Source organism: Mesorhizobium sp. M0317 (assembly GCF_040321555.1).
Classification (GTDB): Bacteria; Pseudomonadota; Alphaproteobacteria; order Rhizobiales; family Rhizobiaceae; genus Mesorhizobium.
In genome coordinates, this window is sequence record NZ_JAMYRV010000001.1 from 163,365 (window position 1) to 189,602 (window position 26,238).

Genomic DNA, 26,238 nt, shown 5'->3' on the forward strand with positions numbered 1-26,238 from the left:
AAGTGCATGTCGGAGCCAAGTCTCAGGGCGTTAGCTTCTCACAAGCGGGTCAAGCTCGGTACGCTCGTCGCCGAGTTCGCCACGCCGGGAATCGGTCACATCCTGAAGTCCGCAGGCTGCGATTTCGTCTTTTTCGACATGGAGCATTCGGGATTTAGCTTGGAAACGCTGAAGAGTGCGATCCGTTATTTCGAGGCGGCCGATCTGCCGGTCATGGTGCGTGTGCCGTCGCAGGACTACCATTTCCTCGCCCGCGCCATGGACATGGGCGCCGAAGGCCTGATCGCGCCGATGGTGAGCAGCGTGGAACAGGCGCAGCACATCATCAACTCCATGAAATACCACCCTGCCGGCGCCCGCGGCGTGGCGCTGCAGATCGCTCATGACCGTTACCGTCCGGGCTCGGTCGCTGACAAATTCGAGGCCGCCAACAAGCGCTCGACGTTCATCTGCCTGATCGAGACCGCCGACGGCGTCAAGAACATTGACGGCATCGCGGGACTGGACGGGGTCGATTGTCTGTGGGTCGGACATTTCGATCTGTCCGTCTCGCTCGGCATTCCTGGCGACTTCGCCCACCCCACTTTCACTGCTGCAATGGCCAAAATCGTTGCCGCCGCCAAGAAGCACAACAAATCGCTTGGACGCTTGGTGCCCAACGTCGCCCAGGGACACGAGTTCTACGCACAGGGCTTCGATTTCATTTGTTATTCAGGCGACGTTTGGGTCCTGCACGACGCGATCGCCGACGCGGTTTCCAAGATCCGGGCCGGGTGCCAATAGGAACGGAGGAGACGATGGACAGCGTGAAATTCAGGGTGGCGCTTTCCGGTGATTTCCGCAGGCCGGACGGCTCGCCGACCTACCCAGATTTCGATCTGGAGCCGCTGCGCAATGCGACAGGTGTCGAGATGGTGTTCCTGGAGTCAAACAGTCCGCTTCGCGGCGACCAACTTGAGAATTTCGATGCGCTGATCCTCCTCGCCCATCGTTTCGATGCCACGAGTGTCCCCAGGAGCGGCCGCCTGGCCGTCGTTGCCCGCTTCGGGGTCGGCTACGACACTGTCGACGTTGAGGCATGCACCGCAGCCGGTATTGCCTTGGTCATCACGCCCGATGGCGTGCGACGGCCCGTCGCCGTATCCGTCATCACCTTCATGCTGGCGCTGACCGGCAAGCTGCTGACAAAGGACGCGCTCACCCGCAAAGGGTCTGTTGGTTTTGAGAAGCGCTCCGAACATATGGGGGTCGGCCTCGTCGGGCGTACGCTTGGGTCGCTGGGCATCGGCAACATCGGTGCCGAGGTCTTCCGCTTGGCGAAGCCCTTTGACATGCAATTCATTGCCCATGACCCGTTTGCCGACAAGGGGGTCGCTGCCGACCTGGGCGTCGAGCTGGTCGGGCTGGAGGATCTGTTTCGCCGCGCCGACGTGCTGTCGGTGAGTTGCCCCCTGTCGCCCCAGACCCACCACATCGTCAATGCTGAGCGGATCGCCCTGATGAAGCCGACAGCTTACCTGATCAACACCGCGCGCGGCCCGATCGTCGACCAGAAAGCGCTGACGCAAGCGCTGCAGGAGCGCCGCATCGCCGGCGCCGGTCTCGACGTGCTGGAACAAGAGCCTCCCGAGGCAGACGATGCGATCCTCAAATTCGACAATGTCATCCTGGCGCCGCACGCGCTTTGCTGGACCGACCAGTGCTTTGCCGGCAACGGTGCCGCGGACGTCAAAGCGGTAATGGAGGTGCAGCGTGGTCGCGAGCCGCGCGGCGTGGTCAATCGCGAGGTGCTTTCGAGCGAGCTGTGGAAGACCAGGCTGTCTGGGCTCGCCGCCCGCTTTGGAACCTAGGAGGACACTGATTTTCGGCGCGCCGCCGCGGCCTCTTTGCGGCGACCTTACGGGAGGAAATGCTTGACCGCTGCGCCGGCGGACGAGTGAAGCAAAAGGAAAATGGGAGGACCAAGCACTATGAACGATCGTGAAAAACGTGACTTTCAGGCAGGCCTCGAAGCAGAGGTCGACGCCTTCATGCGCGGCGAAACCACCCGCCGAACTTTCATCACCCGCTTCGGTCAGATGACCGGTATGTTGGCCGTGTCCGGCCCGCTGCTGGGGACAATGACCGATTGGGCGCTGGCGCAGCAAACATTGGAATTGGCGGACGCCACGTCGCCGCTCGGCCAGGCGCAGGCCGCAGCCCTGAAAGCATCGAAGGAAGGGCCTGCGGACGGTTCCGCCTTTCGCGCGGCGGAGGCGGCCAAGGCGCATTCGGGCGTCACCCTCAACATGACCTACGAGGCTGGCCTGCAGGCACTCGACCCGCGCAATTTCAGTGGGCCGATGTGGGAGCAGCTTACCGGGATGAAGTCGAATGTCGTCGAGCTGTCGAACCCGGACCAGTACTCCAAGGCGGTCGCCGAGCACATCGCCGGCTCAGGTGCCTATGACGTCCTCGACATCTCGCCGGCCTGGACGCCGTCGCTTGCCGATGGCGGCGTCATCGCCCCTCTAGACGACTACATCGCCAAATACATGAACCCGGCAGACCTCGAGGACTATCATCCCCTGTACAAGGCGCTGCCGACCTACAAGGGCAAGATCTGGGGGTTCTTCGACGACGGCGACATGTTCGCTCTCTACTACCGCAAGGACATTTTCGAGGATCCTAAAATGGTGGAGGCTTACCAGGCGAAGTTCAACGCCAAGCTTGGACCGCCCAAGACATGGGAAGAATATGCCCAGATCGCCCAGTTCATCACCGACCAGATGGCGCCAAAGGTCTATGGCGCGGGACATTTCCGCAAGGCGGGCAGCCCCGGCAATCAGTTCGACTTTCTGCAGCAGTACCGGGCCAACGGCGGAAAACTCTTCGGCGACGACATGAAGGCAGGTTTGGTTTCGGATGCCGGCATCAAGACGCTGACAAACATGCTCGCCGCAAACAAGGCCTCGATCCCCGGCAACAACGAGCTCGACGCCGTCTCCTTGTGGGCGGCTTTCCTGACCGGCAAAGTCGCGATGATCTATTCCTGGCCTCCTAGCGGCCGTATGGCGGCGAACTATTCGCAGTCGGCCACGGCAATCAACTTCATTCCGCAGTCCCAGATCGCCGGCAAGGTCGGCTATGCCGTGGTTCCGGGAAATCCGGAACATGCCACCGGCTACAACAAGGCACTGTCGGCCGACTCGCCCAACCCTGAGGCGGCGTATCTGTTCATGCAGTGGGTATGCTCGCCACCCGTCTCGCTGGCACGTTGCATGCTGCCCTACGCGTTACGCGACCCGTACCGCATCTCGCACTTCAAGTCCGAGCTCTACGGCGCGCTCTTCCCGAGTGCCAAGGAGTACCTTGCCAACCTCAACAACTCGGCAAACGTCGGTCTGCTCGACCCGATCATGCCAGGCGCGCAGGACTACTTCTTGAGCATCGATCGCATGTGCACGGCGGTGTGGGCTGGTGCGGATCCGAAGGCGTCGCTTGAAACGGCGGCCGCCGAGTGGAACGAGACGACCGACCGACTGGGTGTGGATTCGCAGAAGGGCTTCTACACCGAGTTCTTGAAACTGCCTGGCGCCACCGCCGACAACACGGTGGAAAAACTTGGCATGGCGGTCACCCTCTGAAGGGAGGCGGACTCTCTGGAGCAATTGGTGTTGCGGGCGCTTGGCTCGCAACACCTCCCCGCTAAGCGGCGATAGGATACGCCTATGCAGCCCACCGCCACGATCCGTCATTTGAAGGCCGCCGGCGCACCGCCCCGGCTGTCTGCCTTTGCCCAATGGGCAGACCGTCATTTCAAGTGGCTGCTGGTCGCCCCCGCTGTGCTGCTGATATTGGCACTGTCGATCTATCCGCTTCTGTTCTCGCTGGTGGTATCCTTCATCAACTACGACTTCCAGGTGCCGGGCCACGCCTTTGTCGGATTGAAAAACTTCGAGCGGGTCGTGTTCGATCCCGTAGCACGTTGGTCGCTGTTGCTGACAGCATCGCTGTCGGGCATCAGCGTCGCTATAGAATTCGTTCTCGGCCTCCTGGTGGCGCTGACAATGGTGCGCAGCTTTCCGGGCCGCGGTGTGATCATGTCGATCCTGATCGTGCCGCTGTTCATCAGCCCGGTCATCGTCGGCCAAGCCTGGACGCTGCTCTTACAGCGGCCTTTTGGACCGACCAACTATGTCCTGACGCAACTATTGGGGCAGGAGGTTACGATCGGCTGGATGACGGAGCGCCCGTGGCTCTACGTCTCGCTGATCATCGCCGATGTCTGGCAGTGGACGCCGTTCATGTTCGTCATCCTGCTCGCCGGGCTGACCGCAATCCCACCCAATCTCTATGAGGCGGCAGAACTCGACGGCGTCAACGCCTGGCAGGTTTTTTGGGCGATCACGCTCCCGCATCTCGGGTCGATGATGCTGCTGGCGCTGACCTTCCGTCTGCTCGACGCAATCCGTATGTTCGATACCATTTTCATCATGACAGGGGGTGGCCCAGGAACACAAACCTACACGGCCTCCTATTATCTTTATACCATAGGCTTCACGCAGTTTCATCTGTCGCAGGCAACAGCAGGAAGTTGGCTGTTCCTGATCTTTACGGCGCTCATCGTGACGTTGCTGGTGCGTCGGCTCTTGAAGGTGGAACCGGTCTGATGGCCGCCGTCGCGCCCGCCCGCCGCAGGAAACGCCGGTCGTTGCCGATCGGCCGAATTCTGCTGCTGGGGTTCTTCCTGGTGTTCGTGCTGTGGCCGCTCTACTGGATGTTCAACACCTCCATCAAGCCGAGCGACGACTACCTCACCGTACCGCCTGTCTGGTTCCCCGCCGCTCCGACGCTTGTCCACTACAAAGCTGCGCTGTTCGCCTATCGTGGTCTCGACGGGCTCATCAACAGCCTGATTATTTCGCTTTCGGCCACGGTGCTTTCGGCGCTGCTCGGCACGCTGATGGCCTATAGCCTGGCGCGCTACGACACCGGCGGCAAGCATCTGTCTTTCTGGGTGCTGTCGCAGCGCTTTTTGCCGCCGATCGGGATCGTGCTGCCGGTGTTCCTGATCTATCGCCAGGTCGGGCTCTACGACACTCATGTCGGCCTGATCATCGCCTATACGGTCTTCACGCTGCCGGTCTCGGTGTGGATGATGTTCGCCTATTTCCGCGGCATGCCGAAGTCGATGGAGGAGGCGGCCCTCGTCGATGGCTGCACGAGATGGGAGGCGTTCTGGCGCGTTGCCGTGCCGCTGGCAGCACCGGGCATCGTCGCGGCGGCTGTCTTCGCCTTCATTGCATGCTGGACGGAGTTCTTCTTCGCTCTGATCTTGACCAGCCGAACTGCCTTTACGCTGCCAACGGTCTTCCGCGCCTTCATCGGCTTCCAGGGCGCGCAATATGGCGAAGCCGCGGCCCTTGCCATCGTCTCCCTTGTGCCATCGATCGCCCTTGGGGTCCTTGCTCAACGTCATCTGGTGCGCGGGCTGACGCTCGGCGCCGTTCGCGGTTAGGAAAGCTCCCGCATGGCCGAAGTCAAAATTACCGGCTTGCACAAGCGCTACGGCGCGTTCCATGCCGTGCGCGGCATTGACCTCCACATCCGCGACGGCGAGTTCACGGTCCTGGTTGGGCCCTCCGGTTGCGGCAAGAGCACTCTGCTGAGGACCATCGCAGGACTGGAGGAGAGCTCACAAGGCACGATCGAGATTGGCGGCGAGGTGGTTAATGATTTCCGGCCGCGCGATCGCGACGTGGCAATGGTGTTTCAAGATTATGCGCTCTATCCGCATATGAGCGTGGCCAAGAACATTGGCTTTGGCCTCAAGGCTCGCAAGATGCCGAAGCCAGAGGTCGAGGTGCGCGTCGCCGAGGCGGCACGCATGCTTGGCATCACTCCCTTGCTGGGGCGTTTTCCGCGCCAATTATCCGGTGGCCAGCGCCAGCGCGTCGCCATCGGCCGCGCCATAGTCCGCAACCCCCGCATCTTTCTATTCGACGAGCCGCTGTCCAACCTCGACGCACAGCTTCGCGACGAAATGCGCGGCGAAATCAAACGCCTTCACCAGGACATTGCGACAACGATGATCTACGTCACCCATGACCAGATCGAAGCGATGACGTTGGCTGACCGTATCGTGCTGATGCGCGACGGGTTGATAGAGCAGCAGGGCGCGCCACTCGAGTTGTTCGAGCACCCGGCCTCCACGTTCGTCGCTGGGTTCCTGGGTTCGCCGCGGATGAGCTTCCTGCCAGGCACCCTTGCCTTGGACGCAGGCGCCGCTGCCATCCGGCTCGCAGATGCACTGCTACCCTTAGCGCCCGGCAGGGGGCTGAAGGGCGTCGCGGACGGACAGCAGGTGCTGCTCGGGTTAAGGCCAGAACACCTCACTCGTGCGCACACTGCCATGCCAGAGCAGGGCACGTTTCGCTATGAGGCAACGATCGACCTGCTGCAGCCGACCGGCTCGCGCAGCTACGCGACATTCCGACTGGCCGGCGCGCCGGTGATGGCTGAGCTGCAGGCGCACGATGTCAGCCGTCCGGGCGAGAAGCTTGCGATCGACATCAACATGAACCGGGCCTCGATCTTCGACGCCACGACGGAGCGCGCAATTTGACCTCGACAGCTTCCCTGGCAGTCCGCTTGTGTGGCACCGAACAGCTCGAGGCACCGCTGCGCACACTGCGCGCCGGATCCTTGTCGGTCGCGTTCGACAATGGCGCCTTGCGTTACATCCGCATCGGGACGATCGAGGTCTTGCGCGGAATCTCGTTTCTTGTACGGGACGAAAACTGGGGAACATGTACCACCGTTCTCGATGATCTGCGGATCGACGAGAGGCCGGATGCGTTCGCCATTGAATACCGTGCAACATGTGCCGCAACATCCGGCCGCCTGATTTACCGGGCGCGCGTCTCAGGCAGTGGCGATGGTGCGCTGTCGTTTGTGGCGGAGGCAGAGCCCGAGACTGACCTTTTGACGAATCGGACCGGCTTCGTGGTCCTTCATCCGATCGAGGGCTTAGCCGGCAAGCCGATAAAGGTGCTGCATGAGGATGGTCACGACGAGCTATCGTTCTTTCCGGACCACATCGATCCAAAATGTCCGTTCACCGACATCCGGGCGTTATCGCACGAGATCGCGCCTGGGATCTGGGCGACATGCACCATGGAGGGTGATGCCTTTGAGATGGAGGACCAACGCAATTGGTCTGACGCCTCCTATAAAACATATGTCCGCCCTCTGCGTCGCCCGTGGCCTTACAGACTGCCCAGGGGCCAGAAATTCACGCAGGCCGTCCGGCTTCACGTGTCAGGAACGCTCCCTGCCGGGACGTCTGAAAATCGCAATCCACTCATCAACCTGACGATCGGCGGACTCGTCGGCCGAGTGCCCCGCACTGGCGTCGGCGTCGCCGCCGACGAGGCAAAGCACGCGCTCGAAACCCCCGAGCTCCTACGACGAATGGCTCCGCAGTGGATGGTCTGCCAGGTCGATCTCCGGATCGCACACGGCCAGGATGAACTAGAAAGCTACGCCGCGCTCGCACGGCTGACCGGCGCTGGCGTGGTCCTCGAGATTATCACCAAGGGCACGCGCGATCCATTCGGCGAATTGGCGCCGGTCGCGGATGCTGTCCACTCACTCGGCCTCAAACTAGAAGCTGTCTCCGTCTTTCCGGCGCAGGACATGACATCCGTACAGCCGGGAGCACCGTGGCCGACTATGCCCAGCTTCCACGAAAGCTACTCCGCCGCTCGCCGGGCTTTCCCGGGCATCGCGCTGGGCGGCGGCATGGCCGCTTACTTCACCGAACTCAACCGCAAGCGTCCGCCAGCCGAGGCGCTCGACTACGTGACCTTCACCACCTGTCCAAGCGTGCACGCCGCAGATGATGTCTCGGTGATGGAGACACTTCAGGCAATCCCCCATCTAATCCGCTCCGCGCATGCTTTCATGGGGGAACGCTTGCCACTGCGTATCGGTCCCATCCAGCTCGGCTGCCGTGAGAACCCATACGGAAAATCCACTGCGCCGAATGAAGCGAACGCTCGCGTCTGTCTATCGCGCATTGATCCTCGTCAGCGCGGGCTGTTCAATGCGGCTTGGACTGTCGGATATTTCGCGGCCTGCGCTCGCGAAGGAATCGATGCCGTCGCGTTCGGTGACTTCGCCGGCCCCTTTGGCCAAATCCATAGGAAGTCTGATTTCGTGCAGCCATGGTATGACCAGCAGGATGGCCCAACGGTCTATCCCGCTTTCCATGTCTTGGCTGGTCTCTCAAAGCTCGGCGGAGCCACCTTGCTGTCCGTAGGAACTTCCGGCTGTGACGGCGTCGTGACGATCGCGGCTGAAAAAGATCGCCGCGTGACCCTGTGGGTCGCTAACCTTACCGCCAAGACGCAATCTGTGCGGCTTTCTGATTCGCCGAGCAGCGCCCGCATTGCTCTTCTCGGCGCCGAGCAGTTCGAGCGGGCGGCAACCGATCCCGACTTCATGGAAAGTTCCGCAAGACCGCTGGATGATCAAAGCATCTCGCTTGGCGCCTACGCCGTCGCGCGAGTCGACCTCGATCGATCGTCTTAGGCCTAGCCGATGTTCGCTGTTTGGCCAAACCCCCGTCAAAGATGAGGGTGGTAGTTCCATACTTTAAGGCAGCGCTTGGAATCCATCTCGCTTATACGTTGTACTATCGCGACGGCGACCAGGCTCGCTAGGTTCCGCCTGCCGAGACGCCAAGTTTTGAGGCCGCTCGCGCCGAAGCGATCCGTTGCGGAATCGGCCTGTTGGCTGATCTGGGCGATGACGATATGACCGGATGGTTAGTGCGCATGCGCGATCAGGCAGGCAACGAGCTTTGCACGATCAACGTCTGCGAGGCCGAAGCCGCACCGTAAACGGAAACAAGCCGGTTAGGCAGCACCGCTCACGTCTGTGTCGATACGCCAGCCCTTATTCAATTAGATCGTCGCCAGTCGGAACTTTTGTGATGTTGAGCCCTTGTCCATTGAACAGTGGAGGTACCAATGGCTAACCTGGGAAAATTGGCGATCGCGATGCTCGGCGTCTTGGCATACCAAAATCGCGACAAGATCGGCGACATGATCCGTGGAGCGGGTGATCGCAACCCAAATGATCCGCAAGGCGGGATTCTGGATCAGCTTTCAAAAGGCGTTTCGGGGACCGCGCTTGGCGATATTCTCGACCGGTTCAGAGGGGCAGGCGCCGGATCGAAGGTCGATTCGTGGGTAGGCACCGGGCCGAACGAGCCGATCCAGCCGAGCGATGTGGAAGCAGCCATAGACGAAGACACCCTGACTTCCCTCTCGATGCAGACCGGCCTTTCGCGCGAGGAGCTCATAAGCCGGATCACGCGAGATTTGCCTGAGGCCGTCAGCAAAATGACGCCTACTGGTGAATTGCCCGTTGAGGCGCCGAAAAGCTCCGGTGAGACGACCTTGCTCGACGACGTGCCATCGCACAGGACGCAAGCGAATTCAGGCGGTCAAAGCGATATCTAAGGTGACGGCTATCCATCTGGGAGAGATACTAAATCGTACTGGCGTGCGAGTTGGCATGATCGGGCAGGGCGGTCACGGTGGTGATACAGCAAACGTACTTGCCGAGTTGGATCTATTGGCCGCGCTACTCGATTCCCGCTGGCGCATTCCAGGCACATCAATTCGTTTTGGACTGGATGCGCTCGTAGGTCTGGTCCCCGTACTCGGAGATGCGGCGACGGGCATTGTCTCGGCCTACATCGTCTTGCGAGCTCGAAACGTCGGTGCCGGAAATGGGTTGGTCGCCCGCATGCTAGGCAACGTGCTGCTGGATACGCTCGTAGGAAGTGTCCCAATTCTCGGCTCGATCTTCGACGTCTATTTTAAGGCGAACAATCGCAACATCACTCTGCTGCGCCGCCACATCAACAAGTGAGGCGGATAACCAATCGTCGCGATGCAATTCTTCTAAAAGGCTCGGAACCGACAGGGGCGCTGGGGCTTGAGTCGCGATTCCTGGAGTCGCGAGCATATGACCAGTGCCATTGACCGGCTTTCGTTCATCGAGTTCCAATCGCCCACACTGGTCGAGAAAGCTCCCGAAGGCGGAGATTGGCTTCACGAGATCAAATATGACGGCTACAGGACGCAGCTGGTCGTTGAAGGCGGAAAGGCGCGAGCATTCACGCGTCGCGGCTACGATTGGTTACACCGTTACAAGAGGATTGTTCAGGCCGCGGCAAGCTTGCCGGTCAAATCCGCTATCATCGATGGTGAAGCTGTCGTCCTGGGCGACACCGGCCTGCCGGACTATCAAGCCCTGGAACGTGAGCTGGGCAACCCAAGTTCGCTGCGGATGACTCTCTACGCTTTCGACCTCCTGTACCTCGATGGCCGTGATCTACGTGAACACAGCGCCTTATCCCTCAGAAGGTCTGTCGGCTTGCCTTCAAATTCCGGAGATCCCATCAGGATGCCGCGGAATTGTTCCAGTGGCTCACCTACGGCCACGCCGTTACCGCCGATTTTAAACTCACGAATCGTCTCTTCGTGGGGGCCGACACGTTTCTTGACAACGGAAATCGCGCGTCTCAACTGACCTGCGTTCTCGAAGAAGCGCAGAAGCATGATGGAATCGCAGAGATAGGTCATATCGACCGGCGCTGCCGTTTGCCCAAACAGCCCGTGATTGGCCAACAGCAGGATCGTCGCCACTGCCTTCTGATTGAGATAGGTGAGGATCTCGTGCATCTGAAGCACCAGATGCTGTTCTTCGGACATGGCATTGAGATAGCCGGTTAGGCTGTCGATCACGACGATCCGCACATTGGATTCTTCGACGGCCGCTTGGATGCGCGAAGATAATTCGCCTGGTGAAAGCTCAGCCGGATTGACACATTCAAGCATCAGCGTGCCGTCCTCGGCAAACGGCTCCAGGTGCATGCCGAGCCCGGCGGCGCGCGCCAAGAAGATGCGCTTTGTCTCGTCAAACAACAGCACCAGCACACGCTCGCCACGCTCGAGTGCGGCATAGCAATAGGTGCAGGCAATGGTAGACTTGCCAACGCCAGACGGCCCCATCAGCATCGTGCTGGTACCACGGGCCAGCCCGCCGCCAAGCAGGGTGTCGATCCGGTTGTTGCTCATGGCCGGCGTATCATGCTCGGCCACCTCATGCTCGGCTGCAACGAGCCGCGGATAGGCGATAACGCCGCCTGGGCGAATGACGAAATCGTGAAAGCCGCCCCGGATCTGCACGCCGCGCATTTTGATCACGCGTAGCCGCCGGCGCTCTCCACCATAGACGGGCGACAGCTGCTCCATCCGTATGACGCCGTGACTGATCGAATGCAAATTGAGGTCATCCTGCTCAGCCGTCAGGTCGTCGAGCATAAGCACCGTCACATTGTTGAGCATGAAGAAGCTCTTCAATGCCAACACCTGGCGCCGATACCGCAATGACCCTTGCGATAAAAGTCGAATTTCAGAGAGCGAATCGAACACCACGCGATCGGGTCTGACACGTCCGATCTCGGCCATGGCAGACTGCACGGTTTCGCCGAGTTCCAATTCCGAGGAATGGATCAATGTCTGTAGCTGCGCCGGATCGAAACTGAGCTCCGGCGGCACAAGTTCAAGAATTTGCACCCCCTTCAGGTCCCAGCCGTGACGGCCAGCAACCGAGAGCAGTTCGCGCTTGCTTTCTGACAAAGTGATGTAAAGGCATGTCTCGCCTTTTTTGGCGCCCTCGATCAAAAACTGGAGGCCAAGAGTGGTTTTTCCAGAACCTGGTTTCCCTTCGATGAGATGGGAGCGGTTCCTGGCGTAGCCGCCACGAAGAATGTAGTCGAGCCCGCTAACTCCAGTTGCGATCGCTGAGGCGTCGTCTCTGTCCAACTAATCCCCCAATGTAATTTCGAGAACCAGATAACGACGGGCACCTTTGGCGGTTCCACGTCTCTCGGTGAGCGCTCTTGTCGTGAGACTCACGAAAAGGTGACAGGAAACGCGGCAAAAAAGGGCGCCGTACTCTCGGAGTCCTTTTTCAAGTTCAGTTTGGAACCGGCGACCTACCAGCCTTGCCGGCCATACCAGTCATCGATGTCGCGCTGAGCGCGGTCCTTCTCAATGCCGTAGCGCTCCTGAATCTTGCCTTCCAACTGATCGCGGTTACCGGCAATACGGTCCAGATCATCGTCTGTGAGTTTGCCCCACTGTTCCTTGACCTTGCCCTTTACCTGCTTCCAATTGCCTTCGATACGGTTCCAGTCCATGGCACCTATCCTTGTTTGTTTCGGACTGAGAAAAACGCCGTCAGGCTAGCGGAGTTCCCGTCAAGTTTGAGCAGATCGACCGATCGAAGCGTGGCGAGGTAGGCGGCCCCGAAGCAACCCGCTCTGGAACGCGATGATGGCTTGCCGCGCCGGCCGTGTTCTCCACCGTCTTGGCCACAGTCGCTCGCGAGACCAGCTTCGTTGGACAAACACCGACAGGGATAGCGTGAAGCCAACTATGCTGCGTTCCTCATCCAAGCCTGGCGTCAGATACTAATTCTTTCTGTTGGGAGCCATGTTCCCTGCGGCTTTTGCCCTGAAGCGCCTTACCCGGCTGCGTGTGCCGCAGCTCTCATCCGAGCACCACCGCCTGCGGCCGCCACGCGAGGTGTCGATGAAAAGCCAACCGCAGTTCGGCCCGGTGCACTCGCGCACGCGGCGGCGGTCATTCCTGGACACCAAAAACTCGGCTGTCTCAAAGGCCACGCGGTGGCCGATCGTGTTCAGACTGGCTGCGTCGGTCCACTGCCAAGCGAGGCGGTCGCCGGACGGGAAAAGCGAGCGCTTCGGCAGGGCTAGGGCGACTGCATCGCGCACGATTTGCAAGGCATCGTCCGGCACCCGGGCGCCTGCCGCCTCGGCCTGGAGAGCCGCGTGAACGGCCTCGCGCAAAATCTTGGCCTTTTCCAATGCCGCCTCCGCAAGGAGCGGGCGGGCGGAAGCCTCCACGAGCAGTGCTCGCGCCTCATCGACGTCGATCAAATCGGCACGTCCAGCCCAGACGACCAGGTCGGCATAGGTCTGCAAGAGGTCTGGCCCCCATACATCGCGTCGCGCGTCGACCGTGTTGACGAAGTCCAGGCAGGCGTGACCGCCAACCATGCGCATGTCGACGATAGTCTTCGCAAAATCCATCCCGGAAACATCGGTTGGCGGAACCGTATTGGCAAGAGGCCGTTGTAACGAAATAAATGTCTTTTGGCCGTTACGAACCAACAACGCCCAGCGAAGGCTGCTTCCGATGAACCGCAACACAGCGACATTTCTGGTTTTGTGTGTGATCTGGGGCACCACGTGGATCGGTATCAAGGCAGGGATCGCCACCGTGCCGCCTCTGATGTTCGCAGGCACGCGTTTTACAGTAGCCGGCTTGCTGATCCTCAGTGCGACGCGCCTAAGGGGCGCTGCTCTACCAAGGGTGGCGAAAAGGAGTTGGCCGCGCCTTTTCGTTGTTACGTTGTTCATGATTCCGCTTTGCTATGGCCCACTCTTTTGGGGCATGCTCTACATCGATACGGGCACCGCGGCTGTTCTTGAGCTTTCGCTGACCCCCGTCACGCTGCTTGGGTTTGCGTTGCTTCTGGGGGACGAACGCTATGACGGCCGCAGGCTTTTTGCCATTTTGCTCGGTGCGGCCGGTCTGTGCATCCTGTTCGGGCCCGAGGCCTATGCTAGTTGGACACACGCAGACCAGCAGGGCAGGGGGCTCCGGCTGCTGGCGATGACAGCGGTGGCGTCGGCAGCTGTAATCTATGCATGGGGTTCGGTGCTCGCGCGGCCGCTTCTTGAGGTATATTCATCGGACTTCATCGCCGGCTTCACCACCCTTTTCGGGGGCGCATTCCTAATTCTCATCTCACTCGTTGTGGAGCCAGGCGCGGCCGCGGCTCTAAAAGGCGATTGGGGCTGGCCGGCCTGGGCCGGGTGGCTGTTCCTCGTGCTGTTTGGTTCGTTCATAGGCTACACACTCTTTATCCGGCTCCTGCACGAAATCGGCGCCTCGCGCGCCGGAGCATTTGCCTTCGTCTCACCCGTCATTGCCGTCGTGCTTGGCATCATCACCTACGGCGAGGAGGTTAGCCTGATCGACATCATGGGCATGGCTATCATGCTCTTCGCAGCGTTTCTTGCGCTACGCGAGCGCAAACAGGAAACATCATCCGCTTCCCCGCCGTTGATTCCACGCTCCGCGCGGGCTGATGGCAGAACATGAAAGACGGCGCGCGCATCCAGCCGCCAATCAGCCTTGAGATGGAAAAGCACAAGGTTCTCGTCTATGCGAAAAGAGGGCTCTCCCGGCAGCGTATCCCGCCTACCACCGGCGGCGAGGAAAGCTCCAGCTCATATGACAACACTAGTCGGCGAGGGATTTGCCGAGTTGCTGTAAAGATTGCAGGCGGGATTTGATGGAAAAATCGCGAGGCTGCAATCAGCGACCTATTCGTTCCGATCGCGATGCAGGCTATCCGCCAACGCGTCGACAAAGTGTCAGCCGCATCGCTTCAGTTCCGCCACCTGAACGCCGAGACGGAATGCCTGACCATCGGCATAAGAACGTGCATAGCTTTCTGCTTCGAACGGAAACGTCAGGGTGCTGCCGTAGGCGGTGATGCGGACCGTCCACTTCTTGTCGCGAACGAGTTCGACTGAATTGTCGGGCGACGTCATGATTTCCTCCGGCACCAGCAAGGCGAAGGCACGGATAACGTCGCAAAGGTCGTTTGAATGCAAACAATCCGACACGCTCATGTCGCTTGTTCTATACGCCCAGACTTTCTCTCGATTAGAGCAGCGCCACGGCTGCAATGTCGGTGGCGTTAAGTCCCCTAGCTGCCAAGACCTTTCCCATCGCGTTGGTCCCCTTGCGGCGTCACGCAGCGACCTTTCTGAACCCAACCGCCGAGATTGTCAGCCCGCAGTGTCCCGAGAGAATAGCCGGCAAGCCGCACGGTGCGAATGGCAACTCTGCGACGACTGCTTCAACAACTTTCGCGACTGGCTCATGTGAACGTCGACCACTGGGCGCTCACACTGGCTTCTGCGACCAGCCAGCTGCGATGAATTCATCACGGCTGATCACCTTTCAGGATTCTCGAGCATGTGGCGCACCAACTTGAACTCGATCGGCCCAAGAGGAATTTTCCCCGGTGCTGCAAATACGGTGGTATCGAGCTCCATCTCGAGGTCGCGATATGTCAGTGGTCTGCGCTTCTGCGCCAATTTCGTGACGGTAGCCCAATCGCGAGCCTTCGCAGGTGCTCGAGGAGCTATTGCGGCGCAGTGGTCTGATGAAGCGTTCGTCGACCCCGGGCTGCAACAGCCTGTGCTGACCTTCAGCACCTGGGGACATCAAGGCGACACAGGGCAGGGAATTGGTCCGGGCATCCCGCTTCAGCCGGCCGCTCCCGTCGGCAGCTCATTGTCTGGCCGACAGTCCAGCACAATTCCCACGGCCTTTTCGCGGCAAGACCTAGCGCGTCATCGATCGAGCGGGCCAGCTTGCTGCCGAAACCATCCACCTGCAGAATGTGGCCTCGGAGCAGGTAGAACTCCGCATCCTGCGAGGGAGATGCATCGGCCGCGGCTCCGTCGAACTCAGCGAGGGAAACGGAAGTCAGCTCTTCGCAGTTCAACTTCGAGAGCAGACGTTCCTGGATTGGCCTTGGCACATTTGTGAACGGTCGATTCCAATGGCTGTCAAAGAGTACGGCGCGACATTGAGGCGCCAGCGAACCAGCTCGAAACCGGTCGAGCTAGTATCCGGGCCGGGTCAATCCGAGACAATTTCGTAGTGAAGAAGCTGGGCTTCGTCGAGTGCCGACTTCACTCCAGGCGAGATGACGCCGGAGCCGAAGAGGATAATATCTTCACGGCGTACGAATACTTCATGGCCGAGTCCCATGGACACAAATGTGCCCGAAGAGCTTCGTTCGAGAAGCCGAGCTCTGCCATTCAATATGGTGAAGGCGGCGTGGCGCCTCGATACCCAGGGCCGCTCGACGATGATATCGCATTCCGCCGATCTGCCGATTGTCACGGATTCGCCGTTTCGACAGGATCGCAGCTGATCTCTGTAGCGGATGACCAGATGAATCTGCCGCGGCAGGACCGAGCGTCTATCTGTAGTGGCGCCATGGCTGGTGATCTGCGTACCGGGGGCCCCATCGTCGCTCCACAGGGTATAGACATCGAAGAACTCTTGCTTCCCCTTCAAGGCCATTTTGTCGAGGAGCCGCAGGCCCTTGCGGCTTCTCGGGGAAAGGGCTTCGCAGAAGCTCTGGCTGATCAGCACCTCTCCGGGGTTCGCCGTGGTGGACAACCTTGCGGTGACATTGACAACATCACCGAATATCGCGCCCCGCGCGCGAATGACCGCCCCGAAATGCAATCCGATACGGGCGCTCAACGGCCCTTTGGTCAGTTGATGGGTAATTTGGCAGACGGCCCTCAGCGCCATTTCCGGGCTCTCGAAGAGGCTGAGTATGTCATCGCCTTTCGAGTAAATGAAATCACCACGGTGCTTGGCGACAATCTCGCGCATCGTGTCCAGGCAATCCGAGACCTGCTGTAGAGCGGCATCGTCTCCGATCCGCTCATAGAGCGGCGTGCTGCCCACGAAATCAGCTAAGAGGACTGCGGCAAGAAGCGTTTCCTGGTCCATCGATCTCGTGTCCGACCCAAAAAGTCAGCGTGCGTGTATAACACACGAGGTTGCCTGCGACATATCTGCTCGTGCGCCTGGGGCCGGGGCGATGCCTCAGGTGATCGTCGCGGACGGACGGGCGTATGCCATTCGTCGGCTTCGTGCCGACATCCAGAACCCTCTTCGCCCCAATCGTTCGCGACTTCGGTGCTATGAGTGGACTTGGTCTTTTAGGCTGACCGAGTTGCAACGGGCGACGGCCTTCTCATGCACCATCAACCACGACCCGATCTCGGCCCCTCCGACTTCGCACGGAATAGTGCCAGATCGGCGGCTTTGACGAGATCATTCGGGCTCTCGTTCGTATTTGGGACCGGTGGCGACGCCAACGCCGTGCTTTGCGATAAGATCACGGATCCATTGATCAGATTTCAGGTATATTCTCTTTGAAGATCACCTGAAGTCGTGGTTGATGCGGTTCATAGTTCAGGTGCCTGACAGAGTGGCTTAAAATGTTGAGCGCTTCCCGCGCCTCGACGCGCGGATTTTGATCTATGACCGCATCGAGCGTCCCATCCAACAAAAGTTCCTTGGTGCCGTCTGTCACCTCGTGGCCGAGAAAGAGAATGTCTTTGGCGCGTCCACGCTCCTTCAGCGCCCGAGCGATGCCGGTGTTGCCGGCGCCGACATTGTAGATCGCGGCAAGATCGGGGTGCCGGTCCAGAAGCGCTGATGCTTCCGAATAAGCCTTCTCTCGGTCATCCAGCATTTCGCGCATCTCGACGATCTCGAGATTGGGCGACTCCTCGGTCAAGATGTGCCGGAATCCCATCTCGCGTTCCTCATGGCCGCGATAGGACAGCGAGCCGGCGAACAGCGCCACCTTGCTTGGGCGTTCCGATCCCATGAAGCGGTTGAGCAGATAGCCGGCCAGCCGCCCCGCGGCGCGGTTGTCGATGCCGATATAGGCCACTCTCGGAACATGCAGGATGTCGGAGGCGATGGTCACCACCTTGACGTCATTGGCTGACAGCGAGCGGATCGCCTCGCGCACCGTTGGATGATCGAGCGCGATCACGCCGACGCCTTGTGTCTGTCCACGCAATTCTTGCAGCAGGCGGGCGAGCCGGTCGGGGTTGAAGCCCTCTATGGTGGCGATGTGGACGTCGAGATCGGGGCGCGCCAAGGCCTGCGCTTCGATGTGTCGATGCAGCATCTTGATGAAGGAATTGGTGCCGGCCGGCAGAGCGAAGTCGAGACGGATGACCTCTCCGGGTGAGGGCCTGGGCGGCGCTCCGTTCGGGCCCTCCGCGATGTAGCCGAGGCGCTGCGCCATTTCGAGCACGATCTCACGCGTGCGCGCCCGCACACCGGGCCTGTTGTTCAGCACGCGGTCGACGGTGGCGGCGGAAACGCCGGCTTCCCGGGCTATGTCAGTCAAGGTGGAACGCACCGTCATCTCCTCATGCATAAGATCGCAGAATGCCGCTAGCCCGTCCGACGCCACAGCTGCCAGCCATCAGCGATTCTGATGGAAAATGATGTATCCAGCCTTAGCCGATGCGCAAGGAGGTTGGGCTAAATCGCGTCGCCCGGCGTGATAGTCCCGTGCCAGAAAGGCAGATTTCCCATCAAATCGAGGCATTGAGCCCGTGTGTCGACCTTTGCATGACGTATTTTCTCCGCGGTTGCGGTGTTACGATGTATTTTGAGTATTTATGATGTTGACAGCCTTCCGATGCTGCCGTCAATATCCCTCAAGGGCTCGTGGAGGAAACATCGGCCCTGAGGGAGGAATTCCAATGTCTGATTTGATCCGCATATCGCGACGCGGCTTGTTGGCGTCCGGAGGAAAGGCGGCGGCGTTCGTGGCTGCGGCCGGTATCGCACCGCAATTCATCCGTCCCGGCCGTGCCGTTGCGGCCGACGCGCTGGCGCCAGGCATGGTAGGCGGCCCCACCGGTTTCGAGGGCGCCGAGCGCTATCAATATGGCGCCGACACGCCGGAAGGCCGTGCCGTTGAGGCGGCCAAGGCCTTGAAGGGAGCAGGCAAGGCACCGGCCAAGATCGTGCTTGGCCTGTCGGATGGCTCGATTGGCCAACTCACACAGCCTTTCCCGGCGGGTGCGCCGTCGATCAAGGAGCTGTGGGAAAAGGAAACCGGCATCCAGATCGAGATCGTCGGCCTGCCGAACGGCCAGGAATTCACGAAGACGATGCAGGACATCTCCACCAAGGGTGGGGCCTATGACATCTACTCGACGGAATGGAACCGCCTCGGCGACCTTGCCGAGACCGGCGGCATCGCCAAGCTCGACGACTTCGTCGCCCAGTACAAGCCCGAATGGGACGATCCCAAGACCGGCTATGTCGACGGCGCCAAAGGCGTGTCGCTGCTCAACAAATATCGCGGGTCCAACTATGGCGTGTCGCTGGACGGCGACTTCCAGACCTGGGTCTACCGCACCGACCTGTTCGGCGACGCCGCCGAGCAGAAGGCGTTCAAGGACAAATTCGGCTACGATCTGGCGCCGCCGAAGACCTGGAAGCAGCACAGTGACATCGCGGGCTTCTTCCAGCGGCCCGACAAGGGCCTGTTCGGCTCCACCGACCTGCGCAACCAGGGTTGGGGCTACACCAACTGGTATCAGCGCTATGTCTCGATGGCATCGCCCAACCAGTTCCTGTTCGGCGACGACGGCAAGCCGCTGATCAATTCCGAGCACGGCATTGCCGCCACCAACGAATATGTCGGCTCGCTCGTTCATCACTCGCCGGACGCGATCTCCTGGGGCTGGCCGGAGCAGTATGGAAATTTCGCCAAGGGCGGCGCGGCGATGACCTGCGCCTTCTCGAACCTGCCGAAATTCCTCGACAATGCCGGCAACAAGGATTCCGCCGTCACCGGCAAGATCGGCTCGATGCTGCCGCCCGGCCGCGAAGTCGACGGCAAGCTGATCAGCCGTTCCGTGCTGTGGTTCTCGCTGACCGGCATGGTCTCGTCTCAGTCGAAAAACCAGGAGGTCGCCTACCTCTTGCTGCAGTGGCTGGGCTCCGCCCGCATCTATGCCTGGATGAGCGCCAATCCGGGCGGCTATCTCGATCCGTTCCGGCTCTCGGATTTCTCCGATCCGCTGGTGCGCCAGACCTACCACGCCTACCACATCGACGTGGTGCGCGAGACCGTCGCCCGCACGGTGCCGACGATCAACTATCCCGGCGCCACCGCCTTCCACAACGCATTGGACGAAAACCTGATGGCGTCGCTGACCAAAGCCAAGACAGCGGAACAGGCGATGGCCGACACGGAAGCGGAGTGGAAGAAGATCGCCCGCCGCATCGGCGAGGACAAATTGCTCGAAGCCATCAGGACGAACAAGGAGGCCTGGCCGACTGTTCTCGACCCGATCAGCTGATCCGTCTCCCTGGATCAGCGCTGGAGGGGAAGAGCATCTGTTCCTCCCCGCCGCAGTCAACGCCACCAGCAAAGCAGCCAGATGAAGCGTTCCGTCCCCTTCGAGATATTCCGCTACGCCGCGATCTTCGCGGCGATGGCGGTGACGCTGGTGCCGATCCTGTGGATGGTGTCGATGGCCTTCAAGCCGATCGCCGAATGGTCGGCGACCGGCGCCGACCTGACATGGTGGCCGAAGAACCCGACGCTCGGCAATTTCCAGTTCGTCTTCGGTGAATCCAACAACAATCTGATCGTGGCGCTCGACCGCACCGCGCTGAAGCCGATCCTGTCGTCGCTGCTGTCGGCGGTGTTCGGCACGGCGATCGCAATGTCGGCGGGCACGGCTGCGGCCTACGGGCTGTCGCGTTTCGGCTCGGGCCAGAACCTGCCGCTGGCGCTGATCCAGCTCAGGCTGTTTCCGCCAATGGCGGTGATGATCCCGGTCATGATCATGTGGGCCTTCCTGAACTTCACCGACAGCTGGTTTGGCCTGGCGCTGATCTACGGCATCGTCACCCTGCCATTCGCTTTCTGGCTCATGAAGACCTTCTTCGACGACATGCCGCGCGAGATCGAGGAAGCGGCGCTTGTCGAAGGTTGTTCGCGGCTGCGCGTCTTCACCCGCATCACGCTGCCGATGATGCGCGCACCGCTGGCCAGCGCCGCCCTCTTCGTCTTCATCCTCAACTGGTCGGACTATCTGATCGCGCTGCTCCTGACGACGCGCGAATGGGTGACGATCCCCGTCTACATGGCCTCGCTGTCCTCCTCGATGACCGGTCAACTCTATGGCGCCAAGGCCGCGCTCGGTCTTATCGCCGCGGTGCCGCCGGTCATCATGGGCATTGCCATCCAGCGCCATCTGGTGCGCGGCCTGACGTTCGGCGCGCTCAAGCAATGAGCGCGGTGACCGTGACTGTCTCGAAGGACGCAAAGGCCGCGCTTGGCAAGCCCGCGCTGCGGGACGAGGGAGCGCGGCTCGGATTCCGGCTGACGCTGCCGGCGCAGATCCTGGTGCTCTTCATCTCCGTCTTCCCGCTGCTGATGCAGCTCTACATCAGCGTCACCGACTGGTCGCCGCTATCCGGCCTGGGCTGGTGGAACGCATGGGAGATGTGGAACAGCTTCGCCAACTACACCGACCTTGCCGCCGATGCGCGCTTCTGGAGCGCGCTGAGGCGCACGGCCATCGTCATGGTCTTGTGCGTGCCTGTCGAATTCCTGCTTGGCCTGGCATTGGCGACGCTGTTCGCGGACGATTTTCCGGGCAAGCGGATCTTCTATTCGATCCTGCTGATGCCGATGATGGTGGTTCCGGCGGTGGCCGGCTACATATTCTTCATGCTGTTCCAGTCGGGCGGACCGCTGAACGACATCCTGTCGGCACTCAGCGGGTCACGCGTCACCATCGCCTGGCTGTCGGACCCGACGCTGGCGCTGATCGCGGTGATGATCGCCGACATCTGGCAATGGACGCCGCTGATGTTCCTGATCCTGCTTGCGGGCCTGGTCGGCGTGCCGCAGGACCAGATCAAGGCGGCGAGCCTGCTCGGCGCCAATCCGTGGCAGCGCTTCGTCACCATCGTGCTGCCGAAGATGAAGACGATCATCATCATCGCGCTGGCGATCCGTGTCATCGAGAACTTCAAGATCTTCGACACGCTCTACATCATGACCGGCGGCGGCCCCGGCGTCGCCACGGAGACGATCTCCGTCTACATCTACAAGGTCACGACGCAGGACCTGATCTGGGGCTATGTGGCGGCGATCGCGCTGGCCATCCTGGTCGTGCTTTCGATCGTTGCCGTATTTGCCATGAAGCGCATGGCGCGCGCAAGGCTGGTGCCGGCATGAGCGCGATCCAGCTGCGCAACCTGGTCAAGACCTTTGGCGAGTTCACGGCGCTGAAGACCATGGACCTCGACATCGCCGATGGCGAGTTCATGGCGCTCCTCGGGCCTTCGGGCTGCGGCAAGTCGACGACGATGAACATGATCGCCGGCATGGAGGAGCCGACCAGCGGCAAGATCCTGTTCGGCGAGCGCGACATGGCCGGCGTGCCGATGGGCCGGCGCGGCGTCGGCTTCGTTTTCCAGAACTATGCCATCTTCACCCACATGACGGTGCGCCAGAACCTTGGCTACGGGCCGCGGATGCGTGGTGCGGCGAAAGCCGAGATCGACCGCCGCGTCGGCGCCACCGCCGAGCTGCTGCAGTTGACGCCGCTGCTCGACCGCAAGGCCGACCGGCTCTCGGTCAACATCCTGCAGCGGGTGGCAATCGGACGCTCGGCGATCATGGAGCCGGCCATCTTCCTGCTCGACGAGCCGCTGTCCAATGTCGACGCCGCCTTCCGGGCGGTAATGCGGACCGAGCTCAAGCAGCTGCAGCGCCAGTTCAGGCAGACGATGGTCTACGTCACCCATGACCAGCTCGAGGCCATGACCATGGCCGACCGCATTGCCGTCATGGATCACGGCGTGCTGCAGCAGGTGGGAACGCCGCTGGAAGTCTACAACAATCCAGCCAATGTCTTCGTCGCCCGCTTCATCGGCGCTCCGGGCATGAACCTGCTGCAGGGAAGGCCGGCGGAGAGCGACCGGGGCCTGGTGGTCGATCTCGGGCCACTGGGGGTCACGCCGACGCTGCCGGATGCGCTGGCCGCCACCTTGCGCGGATCGCGCTCTGAGGTGCTTTACGGCTTCCGGCCCGAACAGGTGTCGCTGGTGCAGAGCGGGCAGGGCCTCGCCATGCCGGTGAGCTTCGTCGAGCGGATCGGCGCGAGGACCATCGTCCATCTCGGCGATGGCGAGACCGCCGTGAAGGCGGTGTTCGACAATGCTGTCGGACTGTCGATCGGCGAGCTTGCCGTCGTCGCCCCCGTGGCATCGTCCGTGCGTGTCTTCGATGCCCGCAGCGGCATTGCGATGAAGGCAGGTTGACATGGCCGATATCGTCTTTCGCAATGTCAGCAAGCGTTACGGCACGACGCTCGCCGTCGACGACGCCTCGTTCACCGTCAATGACAACGAATTCTTCTGCTTCTTCGGGCCGCCGCTGTCGGGCAAATCGACAATCCTGCGCCTGGTGCTCGGGCTGGAGACGCCTGACGCCGGAGAGATCCTGATCGGCGGCAAACCGGTCAACACCGTCTCGCCGGCCGAGCGCAATGTCGCCATGGTGTTCCAGAACCTGGCGCTGTTCCCCCATATGAGCGCGCGCGAAAATGTGCGTTTCCCGCTGGTCGAGCGCAAGGTCGCCGAGGCCCAGATCGAAACGCGTGTCGCCGATGTGGCCGCCAAGCTCCACATCGGCCATATTCTGCACAATCCGCCGGCGCAGCTTTCCGGTGGCGAGCGGCAACGCGTGGCGATAGCCCGCGCCCTGGTGCGCGACCCGAACGCCTATCTGATGGACGACCCGATCTCTGCGCTCGATGCGCGGCTGCGCGAGGAAACGCGCGTCGAGCTCAAGCGCATCCAGCGCGAACTCGGCAAGACGCTGATCTACGTCACCCATGACCAGGAAGAGGCGATGTCGATCGCCGACCGCATCGCGATTCTGGAGAATGGCAGGATCCGACAGATCGGCGCCCCGTCCGAGATCTACGACCGCCCGGCGAACACCTATGTGGCGCGACTGCTTGGTTCGCCGATGATGAACATCCTCAAATCCGTTCGCGGCGACGGTGGCATCGAGGCCGCAGAAGGCACGGTCAGCATCGCCGATCGCGCTGCTCCGGCCGACGCGATCGAAATCGGGCTGAGGCCGGAGGACATCCAGGTCCGGCCCTGGGTCGACGGGGGCGTTGGCCGCCCGGCACGCGTGTTCGAGGTCGAGCCGCTTGGCGGCTACACGGTGGTAACGCTCGCCGCCGGAGAGGCGCGGCTGAAGGCGCTGCTGCGCGGCCAGCCCGACATCAGGCCGGATGCGGTGGTAGCGATTTCCTGCGAGCCGGCCCGGGTGCATTATTTCGGGCAGGACGGAGGCGCGTTGGCGAGATGATCGCGGCTGCGAAAACAGAATTGCGGGAGGAAGACATGGCGAGCGAAGGCTTCGAGCCGGACGTGAAGGTCCGCACGAAAGAATACCGTATCGGCTGCATCGGCGCCGGCATGATCATGGCCGAGTGCCATCTGGCAGCCTATCGCGAAGCGGGGTTCAACGTGATGGCGATCGCCTCGCGGACCCGTTCCAATGCGCAGAAGGTCGCCACGCGTTGGGACATCCCGACCGTGCACGACACGCCGGAACAGCTGATCGAGGATTCTGAGGTCGAGATCGTCGACCTTGCCTTTCCGCCCGACCAGCAGCCGGCGCTGATCCGCCATGCGCTGAAGCAGCCTCACATCAAGGCGATCCTGGCGCAGAAGCCACTGGCGCTGTCGGTCGATGAAGCCGTGAAGCTGCGCGACGAAGCATCAAAGTCCGGCAAGATCCTCTCGGTCAACCAGAACATGCGCTACGACCAGTCGATGCGCGTTCTGAAGCAGATCATCGACAGCGGCGCGCTGGGCGACATCGTCTTCGCGCAGATCGACATGCATGCCATCCCGCACTGGCAGACTTTCCTTCAGGACTACGACCGGCTGACGCTCGCCAATATGAGCGTGCATCATCTCGACGTGCTGCGCTTTCTGTTCGGCGATCCCTCGGAAATCACCACGCTGACACGCAAGGACCCGCGCACGACATTCGAGCATAGCGACGGCATCACCGTCTCGACGCTGCGCTTTCCCTCCGGCGTGCTCGCCGTGTCGCTGGAGGATGTCTGGTCCGGACCGCGCCAGGAGGGCTATCTGGACGACCAGCACATCAACTGGCGCGTCGACGGCACCAAGGGTGTCGCCAAAGGCACGATCGGCTGGCCGAAAGGCGTGGCCTCGACGCTGACCTATGCCTCGACCGAGACGACCGGCGGCGAATGGGTCAGCCCGAGCTGGGACACGATGTGGTTCCCGCATGCCTTCATCGGCGTGATGGAGCAATTGCAGCATGCGGTGAAGACAGGCGCGCCGCCGGCGCTCTCCGTCGCCGACAACGTCAAGACAATGGCACTGGTCGAGGCCGGCTATCGCTCGATGGCGCAAGGCCGCACCGTCAAGCTTTCCGAAATCTCGATAAAATCAGCCAACTGAATCGCTTACAGGGAGGAATTCACATCATGATGCAGGCAGGTATTTTCACGGGCTATTTCCCGTACGGCCTCGAAGAGACGGCAAAGAAGATCCGCGGGCTCGGTTTCAACACGGTGCAGCTCGACCTGCATTTTAGGGATATGGATCTGTCGGCCGGGCAGATCACTCAGGAAAAGGCCAAGCAGGTGCGCGACGTCTTCCGCGACAACAACCTGCCGATCTGCTGCGTGTCGGGCTACACCAACATCATCCATCCCGACAAATCCGAGCGCGACAAGCGCGTCGGCTATCTCAAGGAGATCATCCGCAACGCCCGCAGCTTCGGCTCGCCCTACGTGATCTCCGAGACCGGTACCTACAACACCGAATCCGACTGGGTGCATCACCCGAAGAACAAGACCGAGGAAGGATTCGAGGAATGCCGCAAGGTGATCGCCGAGCTTGCCCAGACCGCCTATGACCATGGCGCGGTCTTCCTCCTCGAGACCTACGTCAACAACGTCGTTGGCTCGGTCGAGGAGACGGTGAAGATGTTCGCCCACGTCGACCATCCCGGCCTCGGCCTGCTGATGGATCCGACCAACTATTTCGAAACCCACAACATCGACAGGATGGACCAGATCCTGAACCAGGTGTTCGATACGCTGACCGACAAGATCAAGATCGCGCATGCCAAGGACGTCAAGCGTTCGGGCAGCGACAAGTCGGAAAAGCATGCCGACATCGGCGATGAGGATGCGATGGAGAGCCACACCTTCCGCGGCGTCGGCGAGATCGAGCTGCCGGCGCCCGGGCTGGGATCGCTGAATTACGATCTCTATCTGCAGCGGCTGGCGGAAAAGCACCCAAACATCCCGGTCATCATCGAGCATCTCTCGGAAGACGACGTGCCGCGCGCGAAGAAATTCCTCGACGGGAAGTTCCGCGCCAACGGCCTGTGAGCGCCGGTTGCGCC

At 61.1% G+C, this 26,238-nt stretch carries 23 protein-coding genes and 2 pseudogenes; 19 read left to right on the forward strand and 6 right to left on the reverse strand.

Annotated elements, in window-relative coordinates:
* Window positions 1-6: 6 nt before the first annotated feature.
* From NKI88_RS00815 to NKI88_RS00860, 11 genes and pseudogenes are all read left to right on the forward strand, one after another.
* Window positions 7-783, forward strand: coding sequence for an HpcH/HpaI aldolase family protein (locus NKI88_RS00815; protein WP_084023759.1), 777 nt, complete (start codon window positions 7-9; stop codon window positions 781-783).
* A 14-nt stretch (window positions 784-797) separates the two neighbouring features.
* Window positions 798-1,850 carry an NAD(P)-dependent oxidoreductase gene (locus tag NKI88_RS00820; RefSeq protein WP_023734093.1) on the forward strand — a complete coding sequence of 351 codons (1,053 nt, stop codon included), beginning with the start codon at window positions 798-800 and terminating at the stop codon, window positions 1,848-1,850.
* Between the two features lie 120 nt (window positions 1,851-1,970).
* A complete protein-coding gene (locus tag NKI88_RS00825; RefSeq protein ID WP_023734092.1) occupies window positions 1,971-3,626 on the forward strand; it encodes an extracellular solute-binding protein in 1,656 nt (551 codons plus the stop codon).
* An 84-nt stretch (window positions 3,627-3,710) separates the two neighbouring features.
* Window positions 3,711-4,652 (forward strand): carbohydrate ABC transporter permease, encoded by a 942-nt coding sequence (locus tag NKI88_RS00830; RefSeq protein ID WP_023669455.1) that lies wholly within the window; start codon window positions 3,711-3,713, stop codon window positions 4,650-4,652.
* Window positions 4,652-5,500 (forward strand): carbohydrate ABC transporter permease, encoded by an 849-nt coding sequence (locus NKI88_RS00835; protein ID WP_023827582.1) that lies wholly within the window; start codon window positions 4,652-4,654, stop codon window positions 5,498-5,500. The genes NKI88_RS00830 and NKI88_RS00835 overlap by 1 nt, the downstream gene beginning before the upstream one ends.
* A gap of 12 nt (window positions 5,501-5,512) precedes the next feature.
* Window positions 5,513-6,607, forward strand: a complete 1,095-nt coding sequence (locus NKI88_RS00840) for an ABC transporter ATP-binding protein (RefSeq protein ID WP_352653526.1) — start codon at window positions 5,513-5,515, stop codon at window positions 6,605-6,607.
* Window positions 6,604-8,577 carry a D-apionate lactonase family protein gene (locus NKI88_RS00845; RefSeq protein WP_352653527.1) on the forward strand — a complete coding sequence of 658 codons (1,974 nt, stop codon included), beginning with the start codon at window positions 6,604-6,606 and terminating at the stop codon, window positions 8,575-8,577. The genes NKI88_RS00840 and NKI88_RS00845 overlap by 4 nt, the downstream gene beginning before the upstream one ends.
* Window positions 8,578-8,732: 155 nt before the next feature.
* A pseudogene (locus NKI88_RS31805) lies at window positions 8,733-8,888 on the forward strand (DUF6894 family protein); the annotation flags it as partial.
* 129 nt (window positions 8,889-9,017) lie between these two features.
* A complete protein-coding gene (locus NKI88_RS00850; protein ID WP_352625261.1) occupies window positions 9,018-9,512 on the forward strand; it encodes a YidB family protein in 495 nt (164 codons plus the stop codon).
* 55 nt (window positions 9,513-9,567) lie between these two features.
* Window positions 9,568-9,927 carry a DUF4112 domain-containing protein gene (locus NKI88_RS00855; RefSeq protein ID WP_032911339.1) on the forward strand — a complete coding sequence of 120 codons (360 nt, stop codon included), beginning with the start codon at window positions 9,568-9,570 and terminating at the stop codon, window positions 9,925-9,927.
* A 96-nt stretch (window positions 9,928-10,023) separates the two neighbouring features.
* A pseudogene (locus NKI88_RS00860) lies at window positions 10,024-10,350 on the forward strand (ATP-dependent DNA ligase); the annotation flags it as partial.
* Window positions 10,351-10,355: 5 nt separating this feature from the next.
* Here the strand turns inward: NKI88_RS00860 and NKI88_RS00865 are convergent.
* The 3 genes from NKI88_RS00865 to NKI88_RS00875 all read right to left on the reverse strand — a co-directional run bounded on the left by NKI88_RS00865 (window position 10,356) and on the right by NKI88_RS00875 (window position 13,300).
* Window positions 10,356-11,888 carry an ATPase domain-containing protein gene (locus NKI88_RS00865; protein WP_352653528.1) on the reverse strand — a complete coding sequence of 511 codons (1,533 nt, stop codon included), beginning with the start codon at window positions 11,886-11,888 and terminating at the stop codon, window positions 10,356-10,358.
* 173 nt (window positions 11,889-12,061) lie between these two features.
* Window positions 12,062-12,265, reverse strand: a complete 204-nt coding sequence (locus tag NKI88_RS00870) for a CsbD family protein (RefSeq protein WP_023819378.1) — start codon at window positions 12,263-12,265, stop codon at window positions 12,062-12,064.
* Between the two features lie 273 nt (window positions 12,266-12,538).
* On the reverse strand, window positions 12,539-13,300 hold the full coding sequence (locus NKI88_RS00875; RefSeq protein ID WP_352653529.1) for a CGNR zinc finger domain-containing protein: 762 nt from the start codon (window positions 13,298-13,300) through the stop codon (window positions 12,539-12,541).
* On the opposite strand from NKI88_RS00875, the gene NKI88_RS00880 reads away from it, so the two are divergent.
* Entirely contained in the window at window positions 13,287-14,258 is a 972-nt protein-coding gene (locus NKI88_RS00880) for a DMT family transporter (RefSeq protein ID WP_352653530.1), read from the forward strand. The two genes, NKI88_RS00875 and NKI88_RS00880, sit on opposite strands and share 14 nt — an antisense overlap.
* Window positions 14,259-14,533: 275 nt before the next feature.
* Here the strand turns inward: NKI88_RS00880 and NKI88_RS00885 are convergent, their stop codons facing one another.
* The 3 genes from NKI88_RS00885 to NKI88_RS00895 form a co-directional block, all read right to left on the reverse strand.
* Window positions 14,534-14,794 carry a hypothetical protein gene (locus NKI88_RS00885; RefSeq protein WP_245260004.1) on the reverse strand — a complete coding sequence of 87 codons (261 nt, stop codon included), beginning with the start codon at window positions 14,792-14,794 and terminating at the stop codon, window positions 14,534-14,536.
* 1,021 nt (window positions 14,795-15,815) lie between these two features.
* Complete coding sequence (locus tag NKI88_RS00890) at window positions 15,816-16,706, reverse strand: adenylate/guanylate cyclase domain-containing protein (RefSeq protein WP_352653531.1); 891 nt, start codon at window positions 16,704-16,706, stop codon at window positions 15,816-15,818.
* A 406-nt stretch (window positions 16,707-17,112) separates the two neighbouring features.
* Window positions 17,113-18,141 carry a LacI family DNA-binding transcriptional regulator gene (locus tag NKI88_RS00895; protein WP_023697399.1) on the reverse strand — a complete coding sequence of 343 codons (1,029 nt, stop codon included), beginning with the start codon at window positions 18,139-18,141 and terminating at the stop codon, window positions 17,113-17,115.
* 349 nt (window positions 18,142-18,490) lie between these two features.
* On the opposite strand from NKI88_RS00895, the gene NKI88_RS00900 reads away from it, so the two are divergent.
* The 7 genes from NKI88_RS00900 to NKI88_RS00930 all read left to right on the forward strand — a co-directional run bounded on the left by NKI88_RS00900 (window position 18,491) and on the right by NKI88_RS00930 (window position 26,224).
* A complete protein-coding gene (locus tag NKI88_RS00900) occupies window positions 18,491-20,104 on the forward strand; it encodes an extracellular solute-binding protein (protein WP_023682259.1) in 1,614 nt (537 codons plus the stop codon).
* Window positions 20,105-20,185: 81 nt separating this feature from the next.
* Complete coding sequence (locus NKI88_RS00905) at window positions 20,186-21,046, forward strand: carbohydrate ABC transporter permease (RefSeq protein ID WP_023740297.1); 861 nt, start codon at window positions 20,186-20,188, stop codon at window positions 21,044-21,046.
* Complete coding sequence (locus NKI88_RS00910) at window positions 21,043-21,999, forward strand: carbohydrate ABC transporter permease (RefSeq protein WP_352653532.1); 957 nt, start codon at window positions 21,043-21,045, stop codon at window positions 21,997-21,999. Before NKI88_RS00905 ends, NKI88_RS00910 begins: the two co-directional genes overlap by 4 nt.
* Window positions 21,996-23,087: an ABC transporter ATP-binding protein gene (locus NKI88_RS00915; protein WP_352653533.1), complete on the forward strand. Its 1,092-nt coding sequence runs from the start codon at window positions 21,996-21,998 to the stop codon at window positions 23,085-23,087. Before NKI88_RS00910 ends, NKI88_RS00915 begins: the two co-directional genes overlap by 4 nt.
* Window position 23,088: 1 nt before the next feature.
* Window positions 23,089-24,150 (forward strand): ABC transporter ATP-binding protein, encoded by a 1,062-nt coding sequence (locus NKI88_RS00920; RefSeq protein WP_352653534.1) that lies wholly within the window; start codon window positions 23,089-23,091, stop codon window positions 24,148-24,150.
* Window positions 24,151-24,185: 35 nt separating this feature from the next.
* Entirely contained in the window at window positions 24,186-25,283 is a 1,098-nt protein-coding gene (locus tag NKI88_RS00925; protein WP_352653535.1) for a Gfo/Idh/MocA family protein, read from the forward strand.
* Between the two features lie 26 nt (window positions 25,284-25,309).
* The gene (locus tag NKI88_RS00930) at window positions 25,310-26,224 is read left to right on the forward strand and encodes a sugar phosphate isomerase/epimerase family protein (RefSeq protein ID WP_352653536.1); all 915 of its coding nucleotides are present in this window, start codon (window positions 25,310-25,312) and stop codon (window positions 26,222-26,224) included.
* Window positions 26,225-26,238: the final 14 nt, after the last annotated feature.